Genomic DNA, 14,036 nt, shown 5'->3' with positions numbered 1-14,036 from the left:
GTCGCTTATGAAGCCAGCCCGGCGCGACCGATGCTATTTTTTTTCCGGCGGCGCAGGCGCAACCCTCAGCAAACCGTCGTGCCTCAAACCATCGGCAAAAATAACGCGCTCTTCGGGCGATAAGCTCGCCGCAAAAGTCGCTATGGTTTGTTCGACGCGCATGCGCAAGGCCACATCGGCATCGCGCGTGCGCGTGAGTGCGGCGTCGAGTGCAGTCGGGTCGAGTTGCGGCGCGGCCAGCACCTGTGACACGTCGAGACGGCCTTCGCGACTGTCTTGAGCCAGCGTACGGCTATCACGGCGCGCCTGCCGCAGATCATCGGCGAATTGTTGCTGGCGCTCCTTCGACAGGCCATCGACCGCAAACCGCAGCGGCCGGGCTTGTTGCGCGGCGACCGAGCGCTGCGCCGCAATCCATCGATAACCACCGCCGACAATGCCGCCAATCAGGAACACATTCAGCAACACCGAGACGATCACCAGAACCCGAACCGAACGACTAGTCATTCGCTGCCTCCGTCCGCGAACGGCTCACTGAAAACCGCAGTTGAAAACGCGGGGTTGACTGGCGCCGGCGGCGTCAAACTCGAAACCACTATTGACACCACCAGTGCACCGGCCAGCCCCCCAGCAACGCTAAACCCGGCCAATGCCGCGCTCGACCACCAAACCCGGGCGCGACGCCATGCGGCGCGCGGCGCCGGGGCGGCATCGAGAATTCGACGGTATAACGCGCCATCGGGCTGCGCCACGCGGTGAGTCGCCAGCAGGCGGTCGAGTTCGACCGCCTCGGACCACGCGTCATGCCCGTCGAGGCTTGCGTAAGCCGAGGCAGCTGCGCGTTCGGCGGCAGGCCACAGTTGAGGGTCGGCCCCATAGGCTTCGATCAAGGTACGGAAACGTTCGGGTGTCATAGCATGTCCTTGGTATCGCCTTGGCCGATGAGAGACGCACGCATGTTGCGCCGCGCACGCGCGAGCAAGCTTTCAAGTGCTTCGATGGATACGCCCATCAGCGCAGCCGCGTCTTCATTGGATAATTCCTGGTAATAGTGCAGCACCAGTGCCTCGCGCTGCCTGGCCGGCAATCTCGCCAACGCCGCGCCGACGCGATCGCCACGCGAGCGTTCGTCGAATTGCTCGTCGGGGCGCTTGGCCGGATCGACAGCGTCCGCGACATCCTCGACCGGCTCCTCACGCTGCCCACGCTGTCCGCGCAGCCGGTCGTAACACAGGTTCAGCACCACACGATGCATCCAGGTGTCGAATCGGGCATTGCCCACTTTCCAACGCGACGCCTGTTTCCAGATGCGCACGAACGTCTCCTGCGCGACATCTTCGGCTTCCGCTCGATCGCCCAACATGCGCGTGGCCATGGCCAGGACCCGCGGTAACTTGCGCGTCACCATCTCGCGCACGGCATGCGGATCGTGCTCGCCCACACGCGCGAGCAAGTCCGCATCCGGGTCCTCTTCAATCAACGGGCGCTACCCCGGTCACGACCTACACCGCCAAAGCGGTCGACGCGGCCCGGTGCAAAAGCCCGTGGCAATGCCCGCGCTAAAACCCATGAACGAGCTGATGCACAAGCGTCCGGTACCACGACGCCAAGGGTCGTCACGAAAATGGCTTTCATCTAGCGTCCTTGTGAAAACAATTTCAGCGCACCCAATGGCCTTCGACCCAGATCCAGTTAGGGCCGCGCTGGACCCAGTGTCCTTGCGCCCAACGATAGCCAACCCGCACGCGGCGCCAATGGCCGGGAATCCAAACATAGGCCCCGCGCTGCATTTGCCAGTGACCCGGATCCCATACGACACCAGGCCTTGCTTGCGGTACGACCTCGACGCGCGGCGGCGGGGGTGCCACCACAATGACTTGGGCAAAAGCGGTCGACAGCGCGAGCGCACCGGCCGCACCCGCAGCCAGCTTCGTCAGCCGAAGACGGGTCGCCCCGAAGGGTTTGAGTTTGAGGGTGTTTTTCATAGTTATCTCCGTTTAACTGCAATGACGATAGTGGGTTCGTACTTGTTAAACGCAGTTGCGCGAGAAATCGGTCGTTTTCCCGCGGTAGTTCACCATTGTTTTTATTACGGCTGAAATATTTGCGCGACCCAGCGTGCCGAGGGTGCAGCAGTCACGCACGGACCCTGTAGTGGTACTCGTAAGCCAGAGCAAACCCCAGCTTGCGATAGAGCCCGACCGCAGCAGTGTTGCTGGCAGTCACTTGCAAATAAGCTTGCGCAGCGCCCTGCCCTTGGCCCCAGCGCAGCAACCCCGCAATCAGCTTTTGACCTGCACCGCGCCCGCGTTCAGCAGGCGTGACAACGATATCGAACAAGCCCACGTTGCCGCGCTCGGCCACGGCGAGCCCGTAGGCAATCGGAACACCATTGCGAGTCAGCGTTGCGAATGCCGCCGGTAGCGCGATCAACCCCAGCATGCGATCGTGTACGGGACGAGAAGCAGGCGCCACGGCATTCGCCCGTGCGAAACCCTCGCGCCACTCGGCACTGGCCGTAGGCTCGATCACGACCTCATCGTCGAGCGCCGTCAATTCGCTTGCACGCGTGCTTGCGCAGGCGGCTGGGAGCGTCGCTGAAAGCGCGAGCGTCATTACCAGCGTGGGGTCGACGTATCGGTAACCCGCCGCGTCCAGGACTGACGCCGGCTCAGTGCCTGCCAGCGGAGACAAACGAAACACGGTGGGCAACGCATGGCGTGCATAAAACGCCTCGATGAGCGGCACGATCTCGCTAAACCGTCCGGTCGGAAACAAGGCGTTCGCAGAATTTGCGCGCTTGGTATAACCGGCGGCCAGACGTAGCACCCAACCGTCGCACAACACGCTTTGATGTGCCGGCCAGGCATTCATCGCGCATTCTTCAAGGATTTTGATCGCGTCGGATTCGGGCGAAGGAACTACCATTGTTTGCTCCTGGGACATTTTAAAATTGATCACCGCGATTTGTGTCCAAAAGGACCATCGGGATTGACGTAGAGATTGCGTTGATTCTTTTGGACTAACCGTCCTCGTCAGACAGGACAGCCTGCACTCCACAGAAGATATTCTGATTTGATGTTACTTATATGGAACATTGATATCTAAATCAACTGAAGATGCGTTTAGGAATCTCTTCCAACCGTGGGAACGGCGTCTATTGTTAAATAAAAAACGCCCCCGAAATTTCGGGGGCGTTTCATGTTCATGGCAAGACCAGGGTGGCGACCCTGCCAGCACTGACTTAGCGTTTAGCCGGCCGCGTGGCGAAGAGCAAACATGTCTTTTGAAGCCGCAGCCACTTGGGGCACTCGGCCCCACTACTGTGAAGCGGTGACTTAACCGGCCTTGGAATTCAGCACCGGATAGGTGGTTTCTTCACTACCCACGCGACTGGCTAGTTGACCCGATTGGATCAGCTCCGAGCGCACATGAGCGCGCGATACGCCGCTATTCGCTTGAGCCAGTACCGGGTACGTGGTTTCTTCGCTGCCAGCACGGCTTGCGAGTTGACCCGATTGGATCAAGTCTGCACGCACTTGAGCGCGGGTCGTTGTGCTCGTACCAGCCCATGCGCTGACGTCGTCACCAACGTGGGCGTTGCCGGCGAATGCTGGCGTAGCGATTACAGCGGTCGAAAGCAACAGGGCAGCCAAAAGTTTCGTGTTCATTTTAATACTCCAGTCATCAATTTTTAGAAGGGGACGTCAGCGTGGCGGGTTTCCGTTTGCTGCGTTGACAGAACCGATAGTAGAGATTCGACGACTGAAGATTAAGAGGGGACGATGGAATGGATTATTACGATTTCGCGCACAGTGCACCGAGTGACGTCGCGGCCATATCGACCTTACCCTTATGGCACAAGCGCTTCAGGTCACGGCCATGTGTCGCCCGACCGAATTATTCTTAGATGCGCAACAATGTATTGGCTCGCGCGCAAGAAACGCTCATAGCATCAGGCGTTGCGCGATAAAGTCGAGAAAGCTCGTAATGCGGGCCGCCAGCGAAGTATTACGGTAATACACGGCGCTGATCGGCTGGCGATAAGGGGCAAGCGCGTAGCTCAGTACCGGCAGCAAGCGGCCGGCGCTCACGTCCGAGCCGCTCATGAAATCGGCCAGGCAAACCACGCCCAAGCCGGCCAGCGCAAGCTGACGCAGTGTCTCCCCACTGGAAGCAGCAAGATCCGGCGTGATCTTGAGCAACTCGCCGCCTGCGTGCCGCAGCGGCCAATGATTCAATATTTCGGGATCGGTGAAGCCCAGCAATCGATGGCGCGACAGATCGGCGACTTCGAGCGGTTCACCATGTTCAGCGAGATACGCCGGGCTCGCCAGCAAACGCACGGCGCTACTTCCCAGCGAACGAGCATGCAGCGTGGAATCCTCGAGCGCGCCGATGCGAATCGCGATATCGGTGTGCTGCTCTAGCAGATCGATATTGCGCTCGTTGCTGCTCAAATCCAGTCGGATCTTGGGATGCAGACGGCTGAATTCCGCGATATGCGGCACGATGCAATGAAGCATGAACGGCGTTGCGGCGTCGACGCGCAAACGCCCCGCAGGCTGGTGTCGGCGCAAGGCAATCTGCTCTTCGGCTTGATCCATCGCACGCAGGATCTGGCGCGCGCCACCCAGGAACAGTTCGCCATCCTCGGTCAATCGCAGACGCCTCGTCGTGCGTTGCAATAGCGTGGCGTCGAGCTTCTTTTCCAACCGCCCCAATGCACGACTTACGCCGGAAACCGTCTGCCCCAATTGCTCGGCGGCAGCCGTAATCGACCCGCAGTCTATCACGGTGACAAAGGCCAGGAGTTCGTTGGTCGAGAAAGGCATTCTTGATTTTTAATCAATATAATATTGATATTAACACTGTTTCTGCGTTGAATAAGATCCGGATAATAGGTCCCAGCCTTTCCACATCCAGGAGCTCTTCATGAAAATTTTCGTTACCGGCGCAGGCGGCTTTATCGGTGGGTCAATCGCCACGGGTTTGCTCAAGGCGGGTCACCAGATCACTGGCTTGGTTCGCAGCGCCGAACAAGCGCGCGCGCTCGAACAGTTGGGCATCGCCACTCGCGTAGGCACGCTGGACGATCGCGAGTTGCTGATCGCCGAGGCGCGCGCCGCCGACGCCGTGATCAATGCGGCCAGCAGCGACCATGCCGGCGCGGTCGAGGCGTTGATCGAAGGCTTGGCGGGTTCGAACAAACCCTTTTTGCATACGAGCGGTTCCAGCATCGTCGGCGACGCGTCGGGCGGCGACACTGCCTCCGACGTCATCTATGACGAGGCGCATTTACCCGTCCCCACCGCTGACAAGGCCGCGCGCGTGGCAATCGACAACCGCGTATTGGCTAGCGCGGACCAGGGAGTGCGCTCTGCAGTGCTGTGTAATACCTTGATTTACGGTAACGGCGGCGCCTTGTCGCGCGAAAGCGTGCAGTTGCCACGGCTGATCAATCAGGCGCGCAAAAGCGGCGTGGTCCGGCATGTGGGGCGTGGCGCGAACATCTGGTCGAACGTGCATATCGATGACGTGGTCGCGCTCTATCGACTGGCGCTCGAAAAAGCGCCCGCAGGCACGTTCTACTTTGTCGAAAACGGCGAAGCGTCATTTCGTCAGATGAGCACGGCGATTGCGCATGCAATGCACCTGGGCGAGCCGCAAGACTGGCCGCTCGAGGCGGCCATCGCGGAATGGGATTACGAAATGGCCTCTTATGGACTGGGCTCCAACAGTCGGGTCCGCGCCGACCGCGCGCGCAAGCAACTGGGCTGGGCGCCGCAACACAGCTCGGTGCTGGATTGGATCGCTCGCGAGGTGCACTGAGCAGCCATCGCATGACAGACGTACGCCTTGGCCACACGCTTTAGAGGCTTTCGCCGTGCGGCTAAAGCGTCAACCTCGGCTGAGCTAGACTGCGCTCGCCGATTGCGATTGCGATTGCGATTGCGATTGCGATCAGCCTAGTTGAAGCGATTACCCTCGTCTACCGGCTCCAGCACCAGAAAGATAATCAGCACGATTGCGCCGATTGCGGGCACGAGACAGATCCACCACCACCATCCGCTGCGATTGGTATCGTGCAGCCGACGAACCGCTACCGAAAGCGAAGGCAAGAAAAAGACCACAAATAAAATAAGATCCAGGAAACTATTGATAAGGCGACCCAGCATCGCCCCGATAAACGCGGCGACAAGAGAGCAGAGACCGCTGAACAACGCGAACCACCAATATTCGGATCGCGATGCGCGTCCGGAGAACACCGCGTACTTCGAAAAGGCGATTGAAATCGCGGCATTGAGCCCCACTCCCCGCTGTGCTGTCGTCATACTCATCTCCGGTCGATAGTCACTACGTTGCCCGGCTGTCGTATTCGAATAATGGACTGGATTGCTTACCAAGTTCCAAATTGGGTTTCATCGACGTTTTCCGAGTTATACCGTACCGGCAATGTAGGCGGCATCCAGAGTGCTGTCAATAAAACGTCATGCAAATTCTTTTAAACTACTTCGTGCTATTTAAGACACAAAAAATGTGCTCGATAGTTCTATGGGTTCCTGAGAATATCAAAACCGAGTTTAACGGTTAGCAAGGTGCTGGCACCCAGAAAGATGATTCGCACCGCCCGGCTACCATTGCGTCGAGCGATTGCTACTCCGGCGACGCCGCCGACGGCGCAGCCCAGCGCTAAGGGCACAGCGACGTGGAAATTAACAGCGCCTTTCGCTATGAAATTTGCTACAGATGTCCCCGTGACTAATAAATTTATTCTCGTCATTGCGGCCGCACTGTCGAGAAAAGACAAACCGTAAAAGTACATTAGCGCGAACATCAAAAAGGAACCGTAACCCGTTCCGAAAAATCCCGAATAGGCAGCCAACAAAAAAATTGCGACGGCACCACCGATTTTCTTTTGTGAAAAATCGTCAGCGGGGCTTTCGCTTTTAAATTGCTTGATGGTGCAACTCATGACTAGAACCAGCACCAGCAGCACCAGGACAATCAGCCGTAGAACGTTGGGAGCGACGGTGAGCACAATGCTCGAACCGGTCAGTGCTCCGACGAACGACAACGGCCAGACTATTTTCGGAATCGAAAATTCGGTCTTGGCAGAACGTTTATAGGCGAGCGTGCCAGCGATAAATGACGCCAGCAGGGCAAACTTGACGATCACTATCGCGTCGTTGGCCGTGTAGCCATAAGCCATCAAAAACGGCACGCCAAGCGTAGCGCCTCCGCCGGCGGTTACGGAAACGATGCCAACGAAAAGGCCGGCGATCCCGATCGGGATCGATTCGAGAATGTTCATGGGCTAGCTAAGCGATCGACTCGAATGAAACGCAATTTCCAGTTTCGAAAGCGTCTTTTCTCAAGAAAGCAGCAAGCAACGCCATGCGCACCGCTACGCCGTTCGATGCTTGCGCGAAATATTTGTTGTGCGGCGTGTCGTCGACGTTGCAAGGAAGCTCGGCCGTTCTAGGAAGACAATGCAGAACGATCAGATTGGGACGGGCCTGCTTCAAGAAATTCCGGTCAATGCGGAATAGGTCGAGTGTCGAGGCATAGGCCGCCTCACTCTCAAAACGCTCCCTCTGAACTCTGACTACGTACAATGCATCGACTGTCGCTAAGAAGTCTTTCGGGTTCTCGTGTCGTCGAACGCGCACCCCGTTTGTTCGCATGAAATCGACGATATCCAGATCGATTTCAAAGCCGCGCGGACTTGCAAGGTGGACCGTGACATCGTTGAACTTCGCTAGACCCAGACAAAGTGACTTTGCCGCGCGTGAATGCTTCAGGCCGCCAGCAATACCGATGTGGCGCCCGTCGATGCTGCCCAATTCCTTTTGGATCGTATAAAGATCAAGGAGCGTCTGGCTAGGATGATTATTCAACCCATCCCCAGCATTGATCAGTGGAGTCGTGATAGCGCCCCCGGCAAACTGCGCGGCAGCAAGAGTGGGATGCCTGACAATGACAACATCCGAGTACGCGCTTGCCATCCGGATCACATCCTGTACGGATTCGCCCAACCCTCCCCGCGTTGAAGCCGGATCTGCAAACCCAATCACGCTGGCCCCCAATCGGTGGGCCGCGGCTTCGAAACTCATCCGCGTGCGCGTACTTGATTCAAAAAAAAGCATCGATACGATTTTCCCCGCGAGTATCAGTCGATGTCTATCCTTGAACGACTCCATCCGGCTAGCCAGACGAAAGATCATGTCGATCGAATCGCGATCCAAGTCGGCCACCGTTAAAAGTTTTTCTGACCACATAGGTTGGGAGTTTGTAAAAAAACAATTGTATAAGCCTGCCATCAAAAAAAAACATTTACGAGGGCCAGCGCCGGGAATCACTTCAGGAAAATTCTTAAATTAGTAGTACTGATATAAACCTCGGTGGATTTTGTCTAAAAAAATCCACTCACCTGATTATTTCGACTCAAAGTCACCAGACGGGCATACTAGATAAACAAAACGCTGCGTAGCCAAACCGATGACAAATCCCACCCTTGGGCCCTGCATGGCCCTACCCCTGCGCCTCGCGCCCGGCAACGATCTCCGCATAGCCCTGGAAGCCGCGTTGCACGCTCAGCACATCGGCGCGGCGTTCGTCATACAGGGTATCGGCAGCTTGAGCGTGGCGCAGATACGCTTGGCCGGGGCCGACCAGCCGACAGTACTGCGCGGTGATCTGGAGATTCTCACGTTGGCAGGATCGCTCTCGCCAACAGCTAGCCATTTGCATATGAGTGTGTCCGATGCTCAAGGTCGCGTCATCGGCGGTCATGTGTCGCCCGGGTGCATCGTACGTACCACGGCCGAAATACTATTAGCCCTGCTGCCACACCATGAGTTTTCTCGCGAGCATGATCCGCAATCGGGATACCCGGAGCTTGTAATCCGGGAGATAACAGGATTGGAGTGAAAGCATCTCCGAAATCACAAGCGCACGAAACCCCGGCGGTCGTGATCGTGAGCGCCGCGACCACGTCGGCGACGCGCATCATTTTTTGTCCACCGTTTCAAGGTGCGTCTGTGTATCCCTCGATTGCAAACGCGCCGGCATCGAACGCGTCGCAATACGTCTGCCAGTCCTGCTCGACCTTGACGCTGAGTGCCTTGGCGGCGGCCAGCAATTCCCGCCGCCACGACTTTTGATTCGCGAAAGCAATCAACTCATCGGCCGTCGCGGAGTCTTGCCGCCCCGAGCTTCGTAAATGATCCCACGCGGTGCACTGGCCCATGACCCGCATCACCCCGGCAATATTTTCGATGTCGTGATGACTCTTGGCAAGCGGTACGCGATCTTCCAGCGGCTGCAAAGCACGCAGGATGTAGCTGCGCCGGCCGAGCATGACGGGATGCAAGAACGCCATCGGCACCGCCTGCATGCGCTGCTGTAGTGCCACGACACGATGCGCCTCGCTGGCCCACGCCGGTTGCCCACGACCACGATGAGACGCGATGCTGGAAGGCAGCGCCTGCTTCAGATCGAGCAGATAGTTCTGGTTGGGCAAGCCTTTGCCGCCCACGAGGATCGCGTAACGGTCAACGCCCAGGCTTCCGGTACCGGCAATCCGGCGCGCGACGTCGAGCACCTTGTAGAACGCCGGATCAGGCTGCGTTTTGGCAAAGCGTTTCATAAACGCGGTGACACGCTTGCGCTGCGCATCGGAAACCGGCAGCGTTTTCCGGCCGTCCAATCGAAACACGCGCCGGCCGTCCTTGTTGATCGTACGGGTGTCGAGAAACGCAGCGCGGTTACGCTCTCGCAGACGGTCCAGCAATTCTCTGACCATCCCCTGCGCGGTTTCGCGTTCGACCCATCGCGCCTTGCCCAAGGCCAGCGCTGCTGCGTAGGCATCGATAAACTGCCCGCAAAGCGCACGCGCCTGCGCGCGGTCCACCCCGAATGTCCCGGCGCCAATCAGGATGCTGGTCAGCAAGCGTACCAAGTCCCAACTGAGCGGGCCCAGCGCGGCTTCGTCGAAATCGTTGATGTCGAAATAGGCGAGCCGGTTATCGCCTTTATAACTGCCGAAGTTTTCCAGGTGCAGGTCGCCACACAGCCAGGCCAGTGGCGCCGACTTGAAAACACCGTCCTTGGGCAAACGGTCGTAGAACAAATGGCAGGTGCCGCGCAAAAAGCTGAACGCGCTGCCGCGCATGATCGCGTATTTCATCGCGAGACGCTCGGGATCGCGCCCCTCGTTGGCTTTGTGGATTCGACGGATGACGTTCACGGTGACCTCTCATTGACAGGCGTTAAATTACTGGCCAAACCGTATGACAATACCGACGGCGCGTATCAGCAGCCGCGAGAGCACGGTCATGTCCAGCGGCATGCCACGCCTACGCACATCGAGCAGCAACGCGATGCGCACGGCATCGCTGCGATTGTGCACTTCGTGCGCGAAGGTGTCGTCCCACAACATCGCTTGCCCGTCGCCGATACGATGCTCCCGGCCATCGAGCGTGAGCACCGCAGCGGCTGCGCCGTCGGCCGCCCGCGGCACGGATAAACCGAGCTGGAAACGCAACACACCTCTGAACGGGCCGCGATGACGTGGAATATGTTTATGCGGCGCCAAAAACGACAAGGATGCCGACAATACATCGGGGCACGACGCCACCAACTGCGCGAGTTGCGGGCACGCCGCCTGGTTCTTCTTGATATCGATGCCGTAGGCCTTGAGCACGAACACACGCCAGTCTATGCCGTCATTGGCCGAGATCTCCGCCTGGGACGCCATCAGTTCATGAAACCGCGGCACCGCATGCAACTGCTTGGCGAGCGTCAAGGCCTCTTCGCGCAGTTGTGGCCACGCTTGCTGGAATCGGCGACCGTCAGGAAATAGCGTTTCCATGTCCAGTACCGGTTGATCAGAAATCCGCGCATCGTAAATTCGACGAATAAGATTGGCCGAGAAATCGTACAAAACACTCATGTCTATTTTTTCGGTTGCAACTAGTCAGGAAAATTTGCACGTTAGCATCAATCGCCGTTGCATATCCCCTTTGTAACGCAAGGTAAGGAAACGTTCATCCGCGAGGCGCCGAGCGCGGCGAAGGCGGACAACCCAGCAGCGAATCCGAAGAACCCGGCGGCGACCGCGATTTTTCCAAGGTCCTCGTCGGCATCCAAATTTATAGTTGCATAGCTAATGATATGTGTTTTATCATGGGCTCATGTTCGATCACTGCCTTTACTTCAACGCCACCGCGCTCGCCCGTATTGTCGAGCGCGAATGGACTGCCGCTTACGAGCCGTTCGGCCTCACGCCGCAGCAGGGGTTTGTACTGCGTGCGGTGCTGAAAACGCCCGGGATGTTGAATCGCGAGATTGCAAGTTTGCTATGCATCGCGCGCCCCACCGCAACGCGGGTCATCGACGGGCTGCTGGCCAAGCAATTGATCGCGCGGCGGCCTTCGACCGAAGATGGTCGCGAATGGCATCTTTTTCCGACGGAGGCTGCACTGGCAATCGATGAACCGATCAATGCCGTTAGCGCCGCACTCGCGAAGCGCTTGCGCGGACAACTCGGCGCTCAAGTGTTCGACAATGCAATCGGCACGCTGGGAAAGGTTAGGGGCAAGCTGACCTGATTAAGATCGGAGTGAAAGGAATGAAAAGCCCAAATTTCGCGTGCACATGAAGCCGCTTTTTTTCAGCCATTCTAGTTGTCTAGCTAACCATTTGCCGCTGCAGTATCTAAAGGAAAAATAAAATGAAGCCAGCCTGCACCGCTAACTCCACGCCCTGCATTTCCCGCTACGTCGCCACTCAGTCGGCAGCGCGCCCCTCGCGCAAGCGTGTGTCCGCCGCCGCCGTGACCGCAATTGCACTGGCTGTTGTGCTGATGCCCGTCACGATAGATAGCGCACGTTCGAATCTCGCGCGCTGCGTCGACAGTCACGCAACGCAAGCGGGTGTGAACCCGAACGTCTCCACTGCCGACTCGCGTTACCGAGCGAGCCATCTAGAAGCCATCGCCGCATGCTCTCGCGGAATCTAGTCTGCATCACAGACAAAAATAGTTAGTAGGCCTGTTCGCGCCCCAAATAAAATTAAGCGCCCCCTGAAATCTCCGTGTGTTTTAACAACACGGCACCAGAAACTTTTGAGATTAGGGTTAAACAATATAGTTAAACGTCAGAATGAGCGGTACGCTCCAGCGCTGGTATGCACACGCGCGTACACACACATCGCGACACCGGCAAGACTAAGCCGGGACGTTGGACTGAAACATATTGAGAGGGGCTGCGATGCACACACTGACTTTTAAACAGAAGCTCTGGATGCCGCTGATCATCAGCATCCTAGGGTTACTTATAGTAGGCATTTTCAACGCCTATCAAGCCCGTGAAGTGCGACTTGGAGAACGTCAGTCCGATCTGGTACATGCGAACGAAATTGCGTTGTCCATCATCAAGCAATATGCGGCCTATGCCGACAGCGGCGCGATGAGTGTCGCAGAAGCGCAAAAGCAGTCGCTCGAACGCATCAAGGCGCTGCGCTTCGGCCAAGACGGATACATCTCGGTGTCCGACTTCGATGCACGCAGCGTCATGCATCCGATCAAACCGGAACTCAATGGCAAGGACCTCAGGGACTTCAAGGATCAAGCGGGCAATCCGGTCTACGTCATGATTTCCGATATGGCCCGAAATTCTGGATCCGGCTTTATCAACTACGTTTGGCCGCATGCCGCCGGCGGCGACCCCGTGCCCAAGACCAGCCACGTCCTCGCCTATAAGCCGTGGCAATGGGCGCTCACGACGGGCGCCTACACAGACGATATCAATACCGAAGTATTGAAATCGCTGATCTTTCCTTCTTCGGTACTGGCCGCCATTGTGGCGATACTGTCGTTGTTTATCGCGTACGCTGCGCGCAGCATCCAAAAGCAGCTCGGCGGTGATCCCAGCTATGCCTCGGCCGTCGCGGCGAAGATCGCGACCGGCGATCTGTCCGCAGAAATCGATACGGTACCGGGCGACACGAACAGCTTGATCGCAAATATGAAAGCGATGCGCGACAGCTTGGTCAAAACCATCCACGGCATCACCAGCTCGGCCGATAACGTTGCCGTGGCAGCCAAGGAAATCGCCGGCGGCAATCTGGATCTTTCGCAACGCACCGAAGAGCAAGCGGCGTCGCTCGGCGAAACCGCGTCGAGCATGGCGCAAATTACCGCGATGGTTAAGCGCACTGCCGACAACGCGAAGCGCGCCACCGAACTGGCCGGCGACGCGGCAACTGTCACCGATCGTGGCGGTGCCACTGTGTCGGAAGTCGTCGAGACAATGCGCGATATTTCGAGTCAGTCGAACAAGATGGTCGAGATCATTTCGGTGATCGAAGGCATCGCGTTCCAGACCAATATTCTGGCGCTCAATGCCGCAGTGGAAGCGGCCCGAGCCGGCGAGCAAGGGCGCGGCTTTGCCGTGGTGGCGGGGGAAGTCCGTACCTTGGCGCAACGCAGCGCCACGGCCGCTAAGGAAATCCGCGATTTGATCCAGACCTCGGTCGGCAAGATCGATACGGGTTCGACCTTGGTCGAAAGCGCCGGCGCTACGATGCAAGAAGCACAGGCCGCGCTGTCGCGCGTGTCGGGCATCATCCACGAAATCGAAACGGCGGCGCAGCAGCAAAGCCAGGGCATCGCCCAGATTACGGTCGCGGTTGCGCAGATGGATGAAGTGACGCAACAGAATGCGGCGCTCGTCGAAGAAGCGTCGGCGGCAGCGCAATCGTTGGAAGAGCAGGCCGCGCATCTGCGCTCCGAAATGGCGACCTTCAAGCTGCGCGAACCGGCGCGCGCCCATGTCGAGCCTGCTCGCGCGCGCCCACCGATCGTGGTGAAGAGCGCCCGCGACGTGATAGATCGCGCCCGCAAAGTCCCGGCGCGTACGGCAAAACCGGCCGTCGCCCGCGAACGACCCGCCCCGAAAAAAGCACTCGCGGCTACCGCTTCCTCATCCGACGATTGGGAAACCTTTTAAAGCGGCAAGGCGTTCGACTAT

The 14,036-nt window shown here is 58.0% G+C and carries 17 protein-coding genes; 5 read left to right on the top strand and 12 right to left on the bottom strand.

Translation table 11 applies throughout. The features are described from left to right. Positions 1–33: 33 nt before the first annotated feature. From GSQ77_RS00760 to GSQ77_RS00730, 7 genes are all read right to left on the bottom strand, one after another. Positions 34–507 carry a periplasmic heavy metal sensor gene (locus tag GSQ77_RS00760; protein WP_158898044.1) on the bottom strand — a complete coding sequence of 158 codons (474 nt, stop codon included), beginning with the start codon at positions 505–507 and terminating at the stop codon, positions 34–36. Further along, a complete protein-coding gene (locus tag GSQ77_RS00755) occupies positions 504–914 on the bottom strand; it encodes a hypothetical protein (protein ID WP_158898042.1) in 411 nt (136 codons plus the stop codon). Before GSQ77_RS00755 ends, GSQ77_RS00760 begins: the two co-directional genes overlap by 4 nt. Next, positions 911–1,480 (bottom strand): RNA polymerase sigma factor, encoded by a 570-nt coding sequence (locus GSQ77_RS00750; RefSeq protein WP_158898040.1) that lies wholly within the window; start codon positions 1,478–1,480, stop codon positions 911–913. Before GSQ77_RS00750 ends, GSQ77_RS00755 begins: the two co-directional genes overlap by 4 nt. Before the next feature lie 178 nt (positions 1,481–1,658). Further along, on the bottom strand, positions 1,659–1,985 hold the full coding sequence (locus GSQ77_RS00745) for a YXWGXW repeat-containing protein (RefSeq protein ID WP_158898038.1): 327 nt from the start codon (positions 1,983–1,985) through the stop codon (positions 1,659–1,661). 151 nt (positions 1,986–2,136) lie between these two features. Further along, on the bottom strand, positions 2,137–2,928 hold the full coding sequence (locus GSQ77_RS00740; protein WP_158898036.1) for a GNAT family N-acetyltransferase: 792 nt from the start codon (positions 2,926–2,928) through the stop codon (positions 2,137–2,139). A gap of 410 nt (positions 2,929–3,338) precedes the next feature. Beyond that, positions 3,339–3,671, bottom strand: coding sequence for a DUF4148 domain-containing protein (locus GSQ77_RS00735; RefSeq protein WP_158898034.1), 333 nt, complete (start codon positions 3,669–3,671; stop codon positions 3,339–3,341). 276 nt (positions 3,672–3,947) lie between these two features. Continuing rightward, positions 3,948–4,835 (bottom strand): LysR family transcriptional regulator, encoded by an 888-nt coding sequence (locus GSQ77_RS00730; RefSeq protein WP_158898032.1) that lies wholly within the window; start codon positions 4,833–4,835, stop codon positions 3,948–3,950. Between the two features lie 100 nt (positions 4,836–4,935). Here GSQ77_RS00730 and GSQ77_RS00725 point away from each other — a divergent pair, with 100 nt between their 5' ends. Continuing rightward, the gene (locus GSQ77_RS00725) at positions 4,936–5,832 is read left to right on the top strand and encodes an NAD-dependent epimerase/dehydratase family protein (RefSeq protein WP_158898030.1); all 897 of its coding nucleotides are present in this window, start codon (positions 4,936–4,938) and stop codon (positions 5,830–5,832) included. Positions 5,833–5,969: 137 nt separating this feature from the next. Here GSQ77_RS00725 and GSQ77_RS00720 read toward each other — a convergent pair whose 3' ends face one another. The 3 genes from GSQ77_RS00720 to pyrB form a co-directional block, all read right to left on the bottom strand. Continuing rightward, positions 5,970–6,335: a DUF805 domain-containing protein gene (locus tag GSQ77_RS00720; RefSeq protein WP_158898028.1), complete on the bottom strand. Its 366-nt coding sequence runs from the start codon at positions 6,333–6,335 to the stop codon at positions 5,970–5,972. Positions 6,336–6,553: 218 nt separating this feature from the next. After that, positions 6,554–7,315 (bottom strand): sulfite exporter TauE/SafE family protein, encoded by a 762-nt coding sequence (locus tag GSQ77_RS00715; protein ID WP_158898026.1) that lies wholly within the window; start codon positions 7,313–7,315, stop codon positions 6,554–6,556. A 7-nt stretch (positions 7,316–7,322) separates the two neighbouring features. After that, positions 7,323–8,282: an aspartate carbamoyltransferase gene (gene pyrB / locus GSQ77_RS00710; protein WP_158898024.1), complete on the bottom strand. Its 960-nt coding sequence runs from the start codon at positions 8,280–8,282 to the stop codon at positions 7,323–7,325. 247 nt (positions 8,283–8,529) lie between these two features. On the opposite strand from pyrB, the gene GSQ77_RS00705 reads away from it, so the two are divergent. Next, entirely contained in the window at positions 8,530–8,934 is a 405-nt protein-coding gene (locus GSQ77_RS00705) for a PPC domain-containing DNA-binding protein (protein ID WP_158898022.1), read from the top strand. Positions 8,935–9,031: 97 nt separating this feature from the next. Here GSQ77_RS00705 and GSQ77_RS00700 read toward each other — a convergent pair whose 3' ends face one another. Continuing rightward, positions 9,032–10,252 (bottom strand): DUF2252 domain-containing protein, encoded by a 1,221-nt coding sequence (locus GSQ77_RS00700; protein ID WP_158898020.1) that lies wholly within the window; start codon positions 10,250–10,252, stop codon positions 9,032–9,034. Positions 10,253–10,279: 27 nt separating this feature from the next. Further along, a complete protein-coding gene (locus GSQ77_RS00695) occupies positions 10,280–10,957 on the bottom strand; it encodes an aspartyl/asparaginyl beta-hydroxylase domain-containing protein (protein ID WP_158898018.1) in 678 nt (225 codons plus the stop codon). A 241-nt stretch (positions 10,958–11,198) separates the two neighbouring features. Here GSQ77_RS00695 and GSQ77_RS00690 point away from each other — a divergent pair, with 241 nt between their 5' ends. The 3 genes from GSQ77_RS00690 to GSQ77_RS29740 all read left to right on the top strand — a co-directional run bounded on the left by GSQ77_RS00690 (position 11,199) and on the right by GSQ77_RS29740 (position 14,015). Beyond that, positions 11,199–11,615, top strand: coding sequence for a MarR family winged helix-turn-helix transcriptional regulator (locus GSQ77_RS00690; RefSeq protein ID WP_158898016.1), 417 nt, complete (start codon positions 11,199–11,201; stop codon positions 11,613–11,615). A gap of 122 nt (positions 11,616–11,737) precedes the next feature. Then, positions 11,738–12,025, top strand: coding sequence for a hypothetical protein (locus GSQ77_RS00685; protein WP_158898014.1), 288 nt, complete (start codon positions 11,738–11,740; stop codon positions 12,023–12,025). 250 nt (positions 12,026–12,275) lie between these two features. After that, positions 12,276–14,015 carry a methyl-accepting chemotaxis protein gene (locus tag GSQ77_RS29740; protein ID WP_158898012.1) on the top strand — a complete coding sequence of 580 codons (1,740 nt, stop codon included), beginning with the start codon at positions 12,276–12,278 and terminating at the stop codon, positions 14,013–14,015. Positions 14,016–14,036 lie beyond the last annotated feature (21 nt).

The sequence above is a fragment of the Burkholderia sp. L27(2015) genome, from assembly GCF_009765705.1.
Taxonomy (GTDB): domain Bacteria; phylum Pseudomonadota; class Gammaproteobacteria; order Burkholderiales; family Burkholderiaceae; genus LMUX01.
This window is presented reverse-complemented; position numbering and strand designations above follow the sequence as displayed.

What these genes read in the sequence shown, in the direction of transcription:
- GSQ77_RS00760 (WP_158898044.1), bottom strand. Translation starts at nt 507, where the DNA reads ATGACTAGTCGTTCGGTTCGGGTTCTGGTGATCGTCTCGGTGTTGCTG.
- GSQ77_RS00755 (WP_158898042.1), bottom strand. Translation starts at nt 914, where the DNA reads ATGACACCCGAACGTTTCCGTACCTTGATCGAAGCCTATGGGGCCGAC.
- GSQ77_RS00745 (WP_158898038.1), bottom strand. Translation starts at nt 1,985, where the DNA reads ATGAAAAACACCCTCAAACTCAAACCCTTCGGGGCGACCCGTCTTCGG.
- GSQ77_RS00740 (WP_158898036.1), bottom strand. Translation starts at nt 2,928, where the DNA reads ATGGTAGTTCCTTCGCCCGAATCCGACGCGATCAAAATCCTTGAAGAA.
- GSQ77_RS00735 (WP_158898034.1), bottom strand. Translation starts at nt 3,671, where the DNA reads ATGAACACGAAACTTTTGGCTGCCCTGTTGCTTTCGACCGCTGTAATC.
- GSQ77_RS00730 (WP_158898032.1), bottom strand. Translation starts at nt 4,835, where the DNA reads ATGCCTTTCTCGACCAACGAACTCCTGGCCTTTGTCACCGTGATAGAC.
- GSQ77_RS00725 (WP_158898030.1), top strand. Translation starts at nt 4,936, where the DNA reads ATGAAAATTTTCGTTACCGGCGCAGGCGGCTTTATCGGTGGGTCAATC.
- GSQ77_RS00720 (WP_158898028.1), bottom strand. Translation starts at nt 6,335, where the DNA reads ATGACGACAGCACAGCGGGGAGTGGGGCTCAATGCCGCGATTTCAATC.
- GSQ77_RS00715 (WP_158898026.1), bottom strand. Translation starts at nt 7,315, where the DNA reads ATGAACATTCTCGAATCGATCCCGATCGGGATCGCCGGCCTTTTCGTT.
- pyrB (WP_158898024.1), bottom strand. Translation starts at nt 8,282, where the DNA reads ATGTGGTCAGAAAAACTTTTAACGGTGGCCGACTTGGATCGCGATTCG.
- GSQ77_RS00705 (WP_158898022.1), top strand. Translation starts at nt 8,530, where the DNA reads ATGGCCCTACCCCTGCGCCTCGCGCCCGGCAACGATCTCCGCATAGCC.
- GSQ77_RS00695 (WP_158898018.1), bottom strand. Translation starts at nt 10,957, where the DNA reads ATGAGTGTTTTGTACGATTTCTCGGCCAATCTTATTCGTCGAATTTAC.
- GSQ77_RS00690 (WP_158898016.1), top strand. Translation starts at nt 11,199, where the DNA reads ATGTTCGATCACTGCCTTTACTTCAACGCCACCGCGCTCGCCCGTATT.
- GSQ77_RS00685 (WP_158898014.1), top strand. Translation starts at nt 11,738, where the DNA reads ATGAAGCCAGCCTGCACCGCTAACTCCACGCCCTGCATTTCCCGCTAC.
- GSQ77_RS29740 (WP_158898012.1), top strand. Translation starts at nt 12,276, where the DNA reads ATGCACACACTGACTTTTAAACAGAAGCTCTGGATGCCGCTGATCATC.